The following is a 13,561-nucleotide window of genomic DNA, read 5'->3' on the forward strand; positions in this document are numbered from 1 at the left end:
GCGGATGCGGAGGTTCCCCCGGTCCGCCCGCGGATCAGCCGTCGGCCCCGGCCGCGGCGCGCGCGATCCGTCCGCGGATCGCGTACCAGCCCGCGACCAACGCCCCGACGATCAGCGGCAGGCACAGCACGGTGGTGCGCCCGGCGCCGCCGTCGGCGTACATGAGGACCAGCACGGTGACCAGGAAGGCCAGCGTCACCAGTTCGGTCCAGGGCGAGCCGGGCAGCCGGTAGCCGGGACGGGTCAGTTCGCCGGCCCGGGTCTTCCGCCAGAAGAGGAGGTGGCAGACCATGATCATGCCCCAGGTGGCGAGGATGCCGATCGCCGCGAAGTTCAGCACGATCTCGAACGCGTCGGCCGGGACGACGAAGTTGAGGCCGACACCGAGGACGCACATGCCGCTGGTCAGCAGGATGCCGCCGTACGGCACCTGGGTGCGGCTCATCCGGGCGGTGAACCGGGGGGCCGAGCCGCTGACGGCCATCGAGCGCAGGATGCGGCCGGTGGAGTAGAGGCCGGAGTTGAGCGAGGACATGGCCGCGGTGAGGACGACCAGGTTCATCACGCCGCCCGCCGCCGGGACGCCGATGTGGGAGAGCACGGTCACGAAGGGGCTCTGGCCCGAGCCGTACCTGTTCCAGGGCAGCAGCATCGACAGCAGGAGGACCGAGCCGACGTAGAACACGCCCACCCGCCACATGATCGAGTTGATCGCCTTCGGCATGATCTTCTCGGGGTTCTCGGTCTCCCCGGCCGTGACGCCGACGAGCTCCACCGAGGCGTAGGCGAAGACGACGCCCTGGATGATCAGCAGCATCGGCATCAGGCCGTTGGGGAAGATCCCGCCGTTGTCGGTGATCAGGGACGGGCCGGGGACGGCGCCGTCGACCGGGTGTCGGGTGACCAGCAGGAAGATCGCGATGCCCATGAAGACCAGCAGCGCGCCGACCTTGACGATGGCGAACCAGAACTCCAGTTCACCGAAGATCCGCACCGAGATGAGGTTCACGGTCAGCACCACGGCCAGGGCGGTGAGCGCGATCACCCACTGCGGGATGTCGGAGAACAGGTGCCAGTAGTGCGCGTAGGTGGCGACGGCGGTGATGTCGGCGATACCGGTGGTCGCCCAGTTGAGGAAGTACATCCAGCCCGCGGTGTACGCGCCCCGCTCCCCCAGGAACTCCCGGGCGTAGGAGACGAAGGCGCCGGAGGACGGGCGGTACAGGACGAGTTCGCCGAGCGCGCGCACGACGAGGAAGGCGAAGACGCCGCAGACGGCGTACGCGATGAACAGGGAGGGCCCGGCGTCGGCGAGCCGCCCGCCCGCGCCGAGGAACAGGCCGGTGCCGATGGCACCGCCGATGGCGATCATGTTGACGTGACGGGGCTTCAAGGACTTGCTGTAGCCGGCGTCACCGGCGTCGACGTGGCGGGCGGTGGGGGTGGTGGGGCTCGCGGGGGCCGTCGAGGTTATGGAGTTCGCGGGGGTCGTCGGGGTCGTAGGGGTCGTGGGGCGCTTCTCGTCTTCGAGGAACTGCTCGCTCACGCCTCGGCACTGCCTTCCGTGGGGGTGTCCGTGCGCCTGGGGCGCACGATGTCGGTGAGGGTCGCCTCGACGCGGTGGAGGTGGTGCGACATCGCCGCGACCGCGTCGGGCTCGGAACCGTCGACCAGCGCCTCGACGATCGCCCGGTGCTCGCAGTTGGACTGCTCGCGCCGACCGCCGAGTTCGTTGAGGAAGGTCGACTGACGCGCCAGTGCGTCACGGATCTCCTCGATGACCCGGCGGAAGACCGGGTTGCGGGAGGCCTCGGCCACCGCCAGGTGGAAGACGGTGTCCAGCGCGACCCAGGCGGTGGTGTCGGTCTCCCGCTCCATCCGCTCCAGCAGATGGGTCAGGTGGTCCAGGTCCTCCGGGGTGCGGCGCAGCGCCGCGTACCCGGCCACCGGGATCTCGACGTGCCGACGCACCTCCAGGAGGTCGCTGGCGGCGTAGTCGCCGAAGGTGGGGTCCTCGACCGTGTTCGCCACGACGAAGGTGCCCTTGCCGGTCTTGGAGACGGTCAGGCCCATGGCCTGGAGGGCCCGGAGAGCCTCGCGCAACACGGGCCGGCTGACCTCCAGGGTGCGGCACAACTCCGCTTCGGAGGGCAGCTTGTCCCCCACGACGTACTCGCCGCGCTCGATGGCGCTGCGCAGGTGGCCGAACACCGCTTCCATCGCGCTCACGCGCCGGGGCGGCGACCCAGCTGTCTGGCTGTCTGACAGGTTCACGGGCTGATCCTGGGGGCTGCGACCGAGCGGTGTCAAGGGGTCAGTGCCGACGGGACGGCAAGCGCTGTCTCCCGGACGGCGTGTGCCACCCGTTCGCCCACCCGGCCCGGACGGGCGCCGGCACCGGACCGCGCGGCGGCACCGGACCGCGCGGCGGCCACCAGGGCGTACACCACCGCCGAATCGAAGGCCATCTCCGGATGCCACTGCACGCCGACGGCGAAGCGGTGCCGGGTGCTCTCCACCGCCTCCACCGTGCCGTCCGCGGCGTGGGCGGCCACGACCAGACCTGCCCCGAGCTGCCCCACCGCCTGGTGGTGGTGTGTGGCGACCTGCCTCGTTCCCGGCAGGAGCGCCCCGACCCGGGTGCGCGGGACGGTGGTGACGGCATGCGAGCCGAAATGGCCCGGGTGCACGTTGTGACCGTCGTGCCCCACCCTGTCGGGCAGGTGCTGGACCAATGTCCCGCCCGCGTGCACGTTCATCAACTGCATTCCCCTGCAGACCCCGAGCACCGGGACGTCCCGCGCGAGACCGGCGGCCAGGACGGCCAGTTCCCACCGGTCGCGTTCCCGGACCGGGGCACCCGAGCACGGGTGCGGTTCCGCTCCGTAGAGCGCGGGATCGAGGTCCTCCCCGCCGGCGAGGACGAGCGCGTCCAGTCGCGCGACGACGTCGGCCGCGGCCTCGGGAGCATCCGGCGCCAGCAGGACCGCACGGCCGCCTGCGGCCTGCACGGCGCTGGCGTACGCCGCGGGCAGGAGCACCGCGGGCAATTCCCACTCCGCCCACTGGGCATCGGTGAGGTAGGTGGTGAGTCCGACGAGCGGCTTGGGCATACCGCTTCCTTTCAGGTCCTGGGAGTCGATCGTCGACGGCCGTCTCCTCGGCAGAGCGCCCGACCGACGCGCGGACGAACGGGCTGCGGAGGAGGGGGTGCACGGCGTTACGGGCGCACGGACGCGCCCGGCGACGGGGGAACGGGTTCGCTGCGGACCCGGGAGCGGACACTCAGGCATCCGGCACTTGCGTACCGGGCCGCGAGCAAGAATCCTGCTGCCATTCACCCTTAAGTACAAGAAAAGACGTCTTCGCGACAGATAAGTGAGCCTTAACTCCGTGCAGAGCCTCGACCCCCGCCTGCTCGCCACCCTCGAAGCCGTCGTCCGCCACGGCTCCTTCAACGCCGCCGCACGCGAGCTCGGCTACAGCGCACCCGCCGTCTCGCAACAGGTCGCCGAACTCGAACGCCGCACGGGCCTCAGAGTGCTGGAGCGCCGACCCGTGCGCGCCACGCCGGCCGGCGAGGTCCTCCTCGACGCCGAACAGCGCGTCCGGAGCGCGCTGGCGGCGGCGTCCGTGGAACTCGACGCCATGCGCGCGGGCACGGCCGGAAGGATCCGGCTCGGTGCCTTCGCCTCCGCCGCCACCGGCATCGTCCCGCAGGCGCTCGCACAGCTCCACATGACGTACCCCGACGTGCAGGTCAGCCTCTCCCAACTGGAACCCGACGCGAGCTACAACCGGCTCAGGCGCGGGGACATGGACCTGGCCCTCAGCTACGACTACGACTTCATCCCCCTGCCGGCGCCGCGGACACTGCGCCGGACACTGGTCGCGCGGGACCCGGTCGTGGCGGTGGTCCCGGCCGACCACCACCTCGCCGACCGGGACGTCATCGACCTGGCGACCCTCGCCTCCGAGACGTGGATAGCAGCCCCGGAGGCGGCGCTGCGCCTGGAACTGCTCGCCCAGATGGCCAAGACACCGGGCTTCCAGGCCCGCCTGGACTACGAGGGCGACGACTTCAACACCGTGCTCGGCTTCGTGGCCGCCGGCCTTTGCGTCGCCGTCATGCCCCAGCTGGCCCTCCCCCGCGGTAGCACCCGGGTCGTCGCGCGCCCCCTGGCCGACCCGGAGCTGACGCGCTTCATCTACGCCGTCCGCATCGACACCCGGCACTCCCCGCGCGCCCTGTTGGCCTTGGAGCAGATGCTCGCCGCACAGGCGCTGGCCGCCCTGTCCTGAGGAGCGCCCCACGCCCCACCCCTTTGACCGGACCGGGGCCCTGCGGGTCCGGTCACCGCCCCGACTGGACGCTCTGATCGGCCGTGAGCCGCTCCCGCCACTCGGCCACCGCGCCCGGGGACATCGCCGCCAGCAGGGCGATCGCCCCGTCGTCCCGTCCGTCGGTCCAGCTGAGGACCCGGGTCAGGATGGTGTTCCGGACCAGTCGGATCTCCTTGAGCAGCTCCTCCAGCCGTTTCAGCTCCTCTCCGGTGGCGGCGAGCGTCTCGTCCACCGCCGCCCGCTCCTCCGTCCGCCGCTGCCGCAGGTAGGCCGGCAGGCCGGTGAGGACCACGCCCTCGTCCGCCGCAGCGCCGCGGAACGTCTCGGCGAGGTGGTCCAACACGCAGTCGGTGGCGTCGGCGAGACTCGCCCCCGCGACCTTGGCGGCTTCCCAGCTGCTCCGCCCGGCCTCGCTGCTCCCGAGCCAGAGCCGGGCCTCGACCGGGGTGCGGTCCCCGCAGGCGGCCGCCCGATAGGCGTACAGGGCCGCACGGTGGCCGTAGAAGGTGTATCCCTCCTCGATCCCGACATCCGCCGGAGCACACATCCGTCCCGGCACGCCGGCGTAGCCGGAATCGGGCTCGTAGGCGGCGTACGCGTCCAGCTCGGCGTCGGTGGCCGTCGCCCAAGCCGGGTCGCACAGCTCCGGGTTCCGGGCGAGGAAGTCCGCCACCTCGACCCGCCATCCGGGAACCCGGCTCATGCGGGGTCCGGCCCAGGCCACCGCTCCCGTCCCGTCCAGCGCGTAACGGCAGCCCTCTTCGAGATCGGTCCAGGCCGTCGCAGCCTCGGCGGACCATTCCAGGTCCGCGGTCGAGCCCACGCGGTGCAGCGAGCCGATCACCCGCTGGACCACGGGCAGGATCCGCCGAGCCAGTGCGTAGAGCTCCTGCGCGGTGAAGAACCGCCAGCTGCAAGCGCCCTGCTCGTCGACGGCCCGGTGGGCGAGCGGGAGCGAGAAGACCGCCGGGGACGGCAGGGCGCCGTCGCCCAGTTCGGGTCGGCGGTGGCCCGGGAACCGGGGGACGGCATCCCCGTCCTGCGTTCGCCAGTCGGTGTCTCCGAACCACACGGCACCGGTGCCGGCGTCGACAGCCAGCCACTGCTGATAGCCGTTACCCGGCCCGAACCGCTCCTGGTAGTGCTCGGCCTCCCGGTCGTGCCACACGTATTCCGCCGGGGGCGGGCTGAGTTGGACGGCGACAAAGCCTTCCTGAGGGGTGTAACCGACCACGACGTGCGCGGTCGGCTTGCTGTACTCGGTCCCGGACATGCGGCTCCCTCCCGTGCCGGACCGTGACTGATCCGCCACTTTACGACACCGAGCCTGCCCTGCCAGGGCCTTCCCGATCAAATCCGATCACATGCGGTCTTGTCGCCCAAGCAAGTCCGCACACGACCGGACTGGACGAGACTACGGCGACCACAGCAGCCGGGCCCGCCTCGCCAACGAGCAGGTTTCGGACCGGGTTTGACACCGCGTCGCCGCACCCCGCAGGATCGCCCCGTCGACCTGTCAGACAGCTGGACGGACAGCCCGGGCCACGGCTCATAAGCACCCCGGCGCCCGACACCCTCGTGCCGGACGCCTCCCGCCTCTCCGCTCAGCCTCCGATCGGCAGGACGGACGTGGGCTCGGTGACCGCGAGGGGTTCACCGGCCGGGCCCAGGTGGCCGGTGGCCGGGTCGCGGTGGAACGCCGTGATGGTGTCGGAGCGCTGATTGGCGCAGAAGAGGAGCCGACCGTCCGCGGTGAGGGCGATGTCGCGCGGCCAACTCCCGCCGCAGGGAACGGCGGTGAGCAGTTCCACGGACCCGCCGTCGTCGTGGACGGCGTGGACCGCGATCGCGTCGTCACCGCGGTTGGTCGTGTAGAGGAAACGGCCGTCCCCGGACAACGCGATCGCGGCGGCGGAGTTGGCGTTCGGCGCGCCCGGATCCCGTCGGGTCTCGACCTCGGCGACCGGTTCGAGGCTGCCGGAGAGCACGTCCCAGGTGCAGACGGTCAGGGTGGAGGAGAGTTCGTTCAGGACGTAGGCGTACCGGGCCGACGGGTGGAACGTCAGGTGCCGTGGGCCCCTGCCCGGCGGCAGTTGGGTCGTCCGGTGGGCGCTGAGCGGGCCGTTGTCCGGGTCGAAGGCGTAGACGTACACCCGGTCGGTGCCGAGATCGGTGCAGAGCAGGAACCGCCCGTCCGGCGAGGGGGCCGCCATGTGGGCGTGCGGGGACGTGAGCAGACCGTCGGAGGCCTCCCGGCCCGGATGCCGGATGGTCTGCGCCGGCTCGGCGGTGGCGACCGTGCCGTCCGCGCCGATGGGGACGGCCGAGAGGACGCCGTCGCCGTAGTGGGCCGCGAAGACGTACGAACCGCTGGGGTGGACCGCGAGGTGACAGGGGCCCGCACCACCACTGGCAGCGGCGGCGGGCGGTCCCTGCAACCCGCTCCCGGCATCCACCCGGAGGGAGACGACCCCTCCGGCCTCCCGTTCCAGAACGGCGTGGACGACCGCGCGCGTGGGGTCGACGGCGGCGTAGGAGGAGTGGTCCAGCGGCACTGTCCCGAGGAGACTCATGGCACCGGTGCCGTCGTAGCCGACCGTGCAGAGCCCCGCCCCGGGAACGTCCGCCGGGGCGGCGCTGCCGATGACCAGCAATCCGCCGGGCGACGCGGTCGGGGGATTGTTCACGTAGGTCTCACTCTCTGCTCTCCGGGTGGCGCACGGCCTGGCGGGCCCGGGGTGCCGTGGCGCGAGGCGGGAGATTCCGAGCTCCAGGAGTTTCCGGAGTCTATCCGGAGGCCGAGCGCGGGAGCGAACGCGCCGAGCGGGCCGCTTCGGTACCGCAACAGCGGTTCGTGGTCGGCCACTTGACGGCCGAGCGCGACAGGGCTGGCCGGCAGGCAACGGCCCGGTTGCGCTTCGAGCCCGTGGCACTTCGAGATCACGACACTTCGAGATCACGGCACTTCGAGATCACGGCACTTCGGGTCCGTGCCGCCCGAACCGGAGGAGGCCAGCCTGCGAAGCGGTGCCGTCGCTCATGCCGGTCGGAACGACTACCCGCGGGCCAGGCGCGCCACGGCCAGGGCCTGCGCGCGGTCGAGTGCCGTCTCGGCGTCGCACGGCACGTCGGGCTGGACGCCGGTGCCCTCCCAGTTGGTGCCCGAGACCGGGTTGACCGCGCGGGCGATGGGGACGCTGAGCTCCAGGTGCGGATGCACCGTCCAGCCGTCGCGCGGGTGCGCGCCGCCCCGGGTGGCTCCCCCGACGACCTCGGCGCGCCCGAGCTGCTGGAGGTCGTAGGCGAGTTCCTCCCCCGCGGAGAAGGTGTTCGCGCTCGTCAGCACGTAGAGCGGCTTGTCGGCGCCGAAACGGGCACCGGGTACGAACGGGGGCGTCCAGGACTGATTGGCCACCTCTCCCTGCCGCCAGAGCATGGTGTTGAGGTGGGTGCGGCCGTCGAGCAGGTAGCCGCAGACGAAGGCGACCGTGTCCGGGTCGCCGCCGGTGTTGCGGCGCAGGTCCAGGATGAGGGCGCGGGCGGGGGCCACCAGGGAGAGCGCGGCGGCCAGCGGCTGCGCCGCCCAGTCCAGCGGGAACATCTTGGGGGCGATCTCCAGGACCGCGACGCCGCCGTCGAGCAGTTCCACCCGCGGGACACCGCCCAGGGAGGCGTCGAACTCCCGGCGCATCGCGGCGAGTACCGCCGCGCCCTGCTCCGGCGGCACCGGCACGTCGTGGTACTTGAGGGCCAGGTGCAGGTCACCGTTGACGGACCGCAGGTCCGTGGTGACGGCTTCGGCCAACTCCTCCGCGGATTCGGTCCGGTAGGAGCCCCCGGCACTGCGGCTCCGCAGCAGGGCGGCCAGTTGCCGGGCGGCGTCGGGGAAGACGTAGTTCTCGCGGACCAGGTCGGCGATCGACTCGACGACGGCAAGAGCGTCCAGCGCGGGTGGCGATGTGGTGGAGGTCATGGCACGGAGTACACCAGCGACTTGCCAAAGCGTCAAACGTACTTAACGCTTGATGGGGTGAGCCACCAACCAGACGAAGACGTCCAGCCGATCAGCACGCCACTGCAGCACACCGCACTGGCCCACCCCCTGCGCCAGCGCCTGCTCTTCGCCCTCGGCAGCCGGCCGTCGACGATCAGCCGGCTCGCCGCGCAGCTCGGAGTGAACAAGGGCAGCGTCTCCCACCACCTCCGGGTGCTCTGCGAAGCGGGACTGGTCCAGGACGCCGGAACACGACAGGTGCGCGGCGGCACCGAGAAGTACTACCGGCGGAGCGCCGAACGCCTCCTCGTCGCCGAACCACAGGCCGAGGGCACGGCCGCGCTCCTCGGCGCCGTCGCCCAGGAGCTGGACCGCTCACCCACCGACCACCTCCTGACACTGCGCCACCTCCGCCTCAGCCCGGCCAAGGCGGCACGACTCGCCGAGACGCTGGCCGCACTGGTCGACGAGACGGAGGAGGACCCGGAGGGCGCGCCGGTGCACGGCCTCCTGGTCACGCTCTACCGGCAGGCCGAGGCGTAGGGCGTGCCTTCGGGCCGGCGTGCACTGAGGGACCCGCCCCTGCGGCTCCCCTGCCGTTCCGCTGTCCTGCCCCAGCCGTCGGCCGACCCGGCCGACCCGGCTCCGCAACGGCGGCCGCGACGTACGGGTACGGATCCTCGGACGCCACGCACCGCGCCCCCCGCTCGGGCACCCCTGGCTGGACTGGCTGGACTGCGAGATCAGCGTCACGCCGACTCGACTCGCGGGCAGTTCGTCACCCTGGCCACCGAACGCCAACTCACACTCGGCTCCGCGGCGCGCTGGCTGGACGAGCAGCGCGCCCGGCTCAAGCCCGTCCGGGACGCCTACCCCGTCGAGGCCGTCGAGGCCGTCGAGGCGGTCAAGGTCGCCCCGGCGTCCACGCCTGGCGCGGCCGCCCCTCCGGCGACGACCGGCCGCCCTGATCCGATCGCCGAACCAACTGATGGTCCGTCAACTCCGATCCGGAGAAGTGACTTCCAGCCGACCGAGCGAGCGGTCCGGCAGGACCAGGAGGAAGAGGAGGGCCGCGCCACCGAGCATGAACAGTGCGAGGTGGTGCAGCCCGCCCGTACTGGCGCCGCGCGGGAAGAAGGCCGCGTTCGCGGCCGAGGCCGCCATCGCCCCGCAGTACATGAAGGTGCGCAGCAGCCCGGCCGCGGCCGCGATGCCGGCCGGGTCGGCCTGGTGGTAGAGCGCGGTCTGGTTGGCCAGCCCGATCAGCCCCTGCGGGATGCCCGCGAGCACCCCGACCCCGATCAGCAGCACGACCGGACTCGCCGACCCCGCCGCCAACAGGGCGGCGCAGGCGGCCATTTGGACCACCGCGCCGACCAGCAGCTTGCCGCGCACCGCCGGACTGCGACCGGTCACGCCGGAGACCGTGAGCGCGGTGAGCGACAGCGGGAGCAGCACCAGCCCGGCGGAGGCGGCGCTCAGCCCGCGCCCCTCCTCCAGCCACTGGGTGTAGCCGTAGAGGAAGGCGTAGGCGGCGGTGTAGCCGAGCACCTGGCGCAGATAGGTGGCGACCAGCGGACGGTTGCGGGCGAGCGCCCGGAGGTCGATGAAGGGACTGCGGGCCCCGCCCTCCCGGACTACGAAACCGGCACCGGCCAGCACGGCGAGCGCCGGCAGGTACCAGCGCCCGGAGCCGGGCTTCATCACGAACAGCAGCAGCGCCAGCAGGAAGACCGCGAACAGCGCGATCCCCGCGTGGTCCAGCCGTTCCCCCTCCTTCCGGCGCGGCACCGAGGCGGGCAGCCGGGCGGCCCCGAGCACCAGACAGGCCAGTGACAGCGGGACGTTGACGGCGAAGATCGACCGCCACCCGCCGAACCCGATCAGCAGACCACCGAGCGTGGGCCCGACCACGGCGATGGTCTGGTTGGCCACCGCGAGCACGGTCAGCACCCCGGTGGGACTGCTTCGGCCGGTCCGCTCCGCCTCGCTGCGGGTGAGGTGCATCGCCGCCGGGTACGCCGCCGAGGTGCCGATCCCGAGCAGCACCCGGGCGAGGATCAGCAGCCCGAACGTGGGCGCGAGCGCGCCGACCAGCCCGGCCAGGCCGACCAGGGCCGTCCCGGCCAGATAGAGCCGGCGCGGACCGTGGCTGTCCACCAGCCGCCCGATCACCGGCTGGCCGACGGCGGTGGCGAGGTAGAGCGCGCTCACCAACCAGGCGGTCTCGGCGGGCGGCGCCCCGAAGGCGGTGCCGACGGGCACCAGGGCCACCGCGATCATCGAGGAGTTGATCGGGTTCAGCACCGAGCCCAGCACCATCGGGGCGAGCAGCCGACGGTTGAACCCGACCTCGGCCGGGCCGCCCCCGTCGGCCCCGGTCGGGCCGTCCGCTCCGGTCGGGCTGTCCACCCCGGTCCGGCTGTCCACCCCGTCAACCCCGGTCGGGCCGGGCGGGTCCTGGCGGCGGGAGCGCAACCGTGCCAGCAGCGTCGACGGGCCAGTCATCGCCGGTTCAGCCGGTCCATCAGGGGCAGCGCCGCCAGCACGGTGGCACGCTCGGCCTCGGTGAGCTCCTCCCGCAGCGCCCGGGCCAGCCACTCCTCCCGGGCCCGACGGCTGTCCGCGATCCACGCCAGCCCGGCGGCGCTCAGGTCGACCAGTTGTCGACGTCCGTCCTCCGGATCGGGGCGGCGATCGATCAGCCCGTGCCCCTCCAGTGCGGCCAGCGTGACGGCCATCGACTGCGGACGGACCCGCTCCGCGGCGGCCAGCGCGCTCGCGGAGGCGGCGCCGTCGACGATCAGCCGGTTGAGCACCGCGGTCTGGGAGGGGGTGAGGTCGCTGGACCCCTGCCCCTTCTCCCGGAGGGTCCGGCGCAGCCGGCTGAAGACGGCACGGAGCTCCCGGGCGGCCAACGCTGCGGAGTCGGCCGGGTTGGCGGAGTCGGCCGGGTTGGCGGGGCCGGCGGAATCGACTGGACCGACCGGGCCGGTGGTTTCGGCCGGGCTGTCCGGGATCGTTGGGGCAGTTCGCTTCTCGGTCACCACTCCACGGTAATTTCATCAGTCCAGACTGTCCAGCCTTGCTGTATATCTGCCCTCCTCCGCCCACCCCGATAATGGCGACATGATCGACAAGCAGCTCCGCGTCGTCCTCGCCGAGGACTCGGTGATCCTCCGCGAGGGGATGGTCGAACTCCTGACCGCCCGCGGGTGCGTGGTGGTCGCCACCGCCGGTACGGGCCCAGAGCTGGTCACCGCCGTCCACGAGCACCGGCCCGATGTCGCCGTGGTGGACATCCGGATGCCTCCCACCCACACCGACGAGGGCATCCGGGCCGCAGTCGAGATCCGGGCCGCCACGCCGGAGGTCGGGATCCTGGTCTTCTCCCAGCACGTGGAGACCGCCTGGACGGCCCGACTGCTGGCCGGCGGCGCCGCCGGCATCGGCTACCTGCTCAAGGAACGGGTGGCCCGCACCTCCGAGTTCGTGGACGCCCTGCACCGGGTCGCCGCAGGCGGCACCGCGCTCGACCCGGAGATCGTCAACGGCCTGCTGCACAGCGGCCGGCGCAGCCGGGTGGACTCCCTCACCGCCCGCGAGCGCGAGGTCCTGGAGCTGATGGCCCAGGGCCACTCCAACCGCTCGATCGCCGGGCTGCTGGTGGTCTCGGAGCGGGCGGTGGAGAAGCACGTGGCGGCCGTCTTCGGCAAGTTCGACCTGCCCGCGACGGACGCCGACAACCGCCGGGTCAAGGCCGTCCTGACCTACCTCGCGGAGACCGGCTCCTGACGGCCCCGCGCCCCGGCCGCCGCCCTGCCCGGCACACCTTCCTCAGCCTCAGCCCCGACCCAAGCTCCGGCCCCCGTCCCCGTCCCACGACCCCCGCCCCCACGGCCCCCGCCCACGGCCCCCGTCACAAGCTGCTCGGCAGCTCCGCGGTGACGACCGTCGGCCCGCCGCGCGGACTGTCCACCCGCAGCACCCCGTCCACCGCCGCGAGCCGCTCGGCCAGCCCCGCCAAGCCCGTACCCGCGCCGATCGCGGCGCCGCCGTGCCCGTCGTCATGGACCGTCAGCCGGACCCTCCCGTCGACCGCGCTCGCGGTCAGCCCGGCGGACTGCGCGCCGCTGTGCTTGGCCACGTTGGTGAGGAGTTCGGCCGCGCAGAAGTACACGGCCCGCTCGATCACCTCTGCGGGCCGCTCCCGCAGGTCCAGCCGGAGCACCACCGGCACTGGTGAGGTGGCGGTCAGCCCGGGCAGCGCCTCGGCCAACCCGGCGTCCAGCGCCACCGGGTGGATGCCCTGGGTCAGGCGGCGCAGCCCGGTGATGGTGTCGTCGGTCTGCGCGCGCGCCCGGTCGACCAGGGTCCGCAGCCGCCCGAGGTCGGGGCCGGCGTCCGTCCCGGGGGCCGCCGGGTCGCCGAGGGCGTCGTCCGCCAGCGACAGGGTGATGGCGAGCGCGACCAGCTGTGCCTGGGTGCCGTCGTGCAGGTCGCGTTCGAGGCGCCGCAGCCGGTCCGTGCCCTCGGCCAGCAGCGTGACGCGGGCGGCCTCCAGCTCGCGCACCCGCTGCTGCGAGCGCACCGGCCCCAGCAGCGCCCGGGCCAGCGCCCGGTTGGCGCGGCTCAGTGCGCGCAGCGCGGCCGGTACGGCGGCCAGCACCGCGAGGCCGACCGGGATCCCGGCGACGTCCAGCCAGTCGACCGGCCTCGGGCCCGGCTCCAACAGCCGTACCCAGAGCGGGAAGCCCATCAGCCACACCGAGCTGAGCGGCAGCCCGACCGCGGCCAGGAAGCCGAGCGCTCCGAGCGGCAGCCGGAGGAGGAGGTAGAGCAGCGCCCGCCAGGCGACCGGGTCGGTCAGCACCGCCCGGCCCCGCGCCAGCAGCCCCGAGGGGCGCGCCAACGGCGTTGGTACGGGAACCTGTTCGCCGAGCAGTCGCCCGACCAGCCTCCGGTGCAGTCCACCGATCCCCCGGGCCCCGGCCAGGGCGGCGGCGACGAAGGGCAACCCCAGGACGGTGAGCGAGAGCAGGGCCCCCGCGTAGAGCACGGCCACGGCGTAGACCCCGCCGAGCACTCCCAGCGGCAGCCCGAGGACGGCGAACGCCACCTCGCCGCCCCGCACCGACCGCCCTTGCCACCGCCGACGACTCACCACACGCCTCACCATCCACCGATCAACCGACCCCCAGCATCTCCCAGTCACCACCGGAA

At 72.9% G+C, this 13,561-nt stretch carries 12 protein-coding genes; 3 read left to right on the plus strand and 9 right to left on the minus strand.

Translation table 11 applies throughout. The features are described 5' to 3' along the window. Nucleotides 1-34: 34 nt before the first annotated feature. From ACFWIS_RS27540 to ACFWIS_RS27550, 3 genes are all read right to left on the minus strand, one after another. The gene (locus ACFWIS_RS27540; RefSeq protein WP_380460318.1) at nucleotides 35-1,474 is read right to left on the minus strand and encodes an amino acid permease; all 1,440 of its coding nucleotides are present in this window, start codon (nucleotides 1,472-1,474) and stop codon (nucleotides 35-37) included. Between the two features lie 68 nt (nucleotides 1,475-1,542). After that, nucleotides 1,543-2,220, minus strand: coding sequence for a FadR/GntR family transcriptional regulator (locus ACFWIS_RS27545; RefSeq protein WP_380460316.1), 678 nt, complete (start codon nucleotides 2,218-2,220; stop codon nucleotides 1,543-1,545). An 86-nt stretch (nucleotides 2,221-2,306) separates the two neighbouring features. Beyond that, nucleotides 2,307-3,113 carry a gamma-glutamyl-gamma-aminobutyrate hydrolase family protein gene (locus ACFWIS_RS27550; protein ID WP_380460310.1) on the minus strand — a complete coding sequence of 269 codons (807 nt, stop codon included), beginning with the start codon at nucleotides 3,111-3,113 and terminating at the stop codon, nucleotides 2,307-2,309. 280 nt (nucleotides 3,114-3,393) lie between these two features. Between ACFWIS_RS27550 and ACFWIS_RS27555 the strand changes: the two genes are divergently transcribed. Continuing rightward, entirely contained in the window at nucleotides 3,394-4,302 is a 909-nt protein-coding gene (locus tag ACFWIS_RS27555; protein ID WP_380460308.1) for a LysR substrate-binding domain-containing protein, read from the plus strand. Nucleotides 4,303-4,354: 52 nt separating this feature from the next. On the opposite strand, the gene ACFWIS_RS27560 is transcribed toward ACFWIS_RS27555, so the two are convergent. The 3 genes from ACFWIS_RS27560 to ACFWIS_RS27570 all read right to left on the minus strand — a co-directional run bounded on the left by ACFWIS_RS27560 (nucleotide 4,355) and on the right by ACFWIS_RS27570 (nucleotide 8,317). After that, a complete protein-coding gene (locus ACFWIS_RS27560; RefSeq protein ID WP_380460306.1) occupies nucleotides 4,355-5,617 on the minus strand; it encodes a hypothetical protein in 1,263 nt (420 codons plus the stop codon). Nucleotides 5,618-5,948: 331 nt separating this feature from the next. Next, entirely contained in the window at nucleotides 5,949-7,031 is a 1,083-nt protein-coding gene (locus ACFWIS_RS27565) for a lactonase family protein (RefSeq protein WP_380460304.1), read from the minus strand. Nucleotides 7,032-7,399: 368 nt separating this feature from the next. Beyond that, entirely contained in the window at nucleotides 7,400-8,317 is a 918-nt protein-coding gene (locus tag ACFWIS_RS27570) for a S41 family peptidase (RefSeq protein ID WP_380460302.1), read from the minus strand. A gap of 57 nt (nucleotides 8,318-8,374) precedes the next feature. Between ACFWIS_RS27570 and ACFWIS_RS27575 the strand changes: the two genes are divergently transcribed. Then, entirely contained in the window at nucleotides 8,375-8,881 is a 507-nt protein-coding gene (locus ACFWIS_RS27575) for an ArsR/SmtB family transcription factor (protein ID WP_380460300.1), read from the plus strand. A gap of 453 nt (nucleotides 8,882-9,334) precedes the next feature. On the opposite strand, the gene ACFWIS_RS27580 is transcribed toward ACFWIS_RS27575, so the two are convergent. Continuing rightward, a complete protein-coding gene (locus tag ACFWIS_RS27580; RefSeq protein ID WP_380460298.1) occupies nucleotides 9,335-10,846 on the minus strand; it encodes an MFS transporter in 1,512 nt (503 codons plus the stop codon). After that, nucleotides 10,843-11,256, minus strand: a complete 414-nt coding sequence (locus ACFWIS_RS27585) for a MarR family winged helix-turn-helix transcriptional regulator (RefSeq protein ID WP_380460314.1) — start codon at nucleotides 11,254-11,256, stop codon at nucleotides 10,843-10,845. The genes ACFWIS_RS27580 and ACFWIS_RS27585 overlap by 4 nt, the downstream gene beginning before the upstream one ends. 211 nt (nucleotides 11,257-11,467) lie before the next feature. On the opposite strand from ACFWIS_RS27585, the gene ACFWIS_RS27590 reads away from it, so the two are divergent. Next, nucleotides 11,468-12,133 carry a response regulator gene (locus tag ACFWIS_RS27590; RefSeq protein WP_380460296.1) on the plus strand — a complete coding sequence of 222 codons (666 nt, stop codon included), beginning with the start codon at nucleotides 11,468-11,470 and terminating at the stop codon, nucleotides 12,131-12,133. Nucleotides 12,134-12,257: 124 nt separating this feature from the next. On the opposite strand, the gene ACFWIS_RS27595 is transcribed toward ACFWIS_RS27590, so the two are convergent. Beyond that, a complete protein-coding gene (locus ACFWIS_RS27595) occupies nucleotides 12,258-13,457 on the minus strand; it encodes a sensor histidine kinase (RefSeq protein ID WP_380460294.1) in 1,200 nt (399 codons plus the stop codon). Nucleotides 13,458-13,561 lie beyond the last annotated feature (104 nt).

It is taken from the genome of Kitasatospora sp. NPDC127060 (assembly GCF_042724935.1).
GTDB lineage: Bacteria > Actinomycetota > Actinomycetes > Streptomycetales > Streptomycetaceae > Kitasatospora.

Bases quoted from the DNA above. Each gene is read 5' to 3' on its own strand.
- ACFWIS_RS27545 (WP_380460316.1), bottom strand. From the start codon at position 2,220: ATGGAAGCGGTGTTCGGCCACCTGCGCAGCGCCATCGAGCGCGGCGAG.
- ACFWIS_RS27550 (WP_380460310.1), bottom strand. From the start codon at position 3,113: ATGCCCAAGCCGCTCGTCGGACTCACCACCTACCTCACCGATGCCCAG.
- ACFWIS_RS27560 (WP_380460306.1), bottom strand. From the start codon at position 5,617: ATGTCCGGGACCGAGTACAGCAAGCCGACCGCGCACGTCGTGGTCGGT.
- ACFWIS_RS27570 (WP_380460302.1), bottom strand. From the start codon at position 8,317: ATGACCTCCACCACATCGCCACCCGCGCTGGACGCTCTTGCCGTCGTC.
- ACFWIS_RS27580 (WP_380460298.1), bottom strand. From the start codon at position 10,846: ATGACTGGCCCGTCGACGCTGCTGGCACGGTTGCGCTCCCGCCGCCAG.
- ACFWIS_RS27590 (WP_380460296.1), top strand. From the start codon at position 11,468: ATGATCGACAAGCAGCTCCGCGTCGTCCTCGCCGAGGACTCGGTGATC.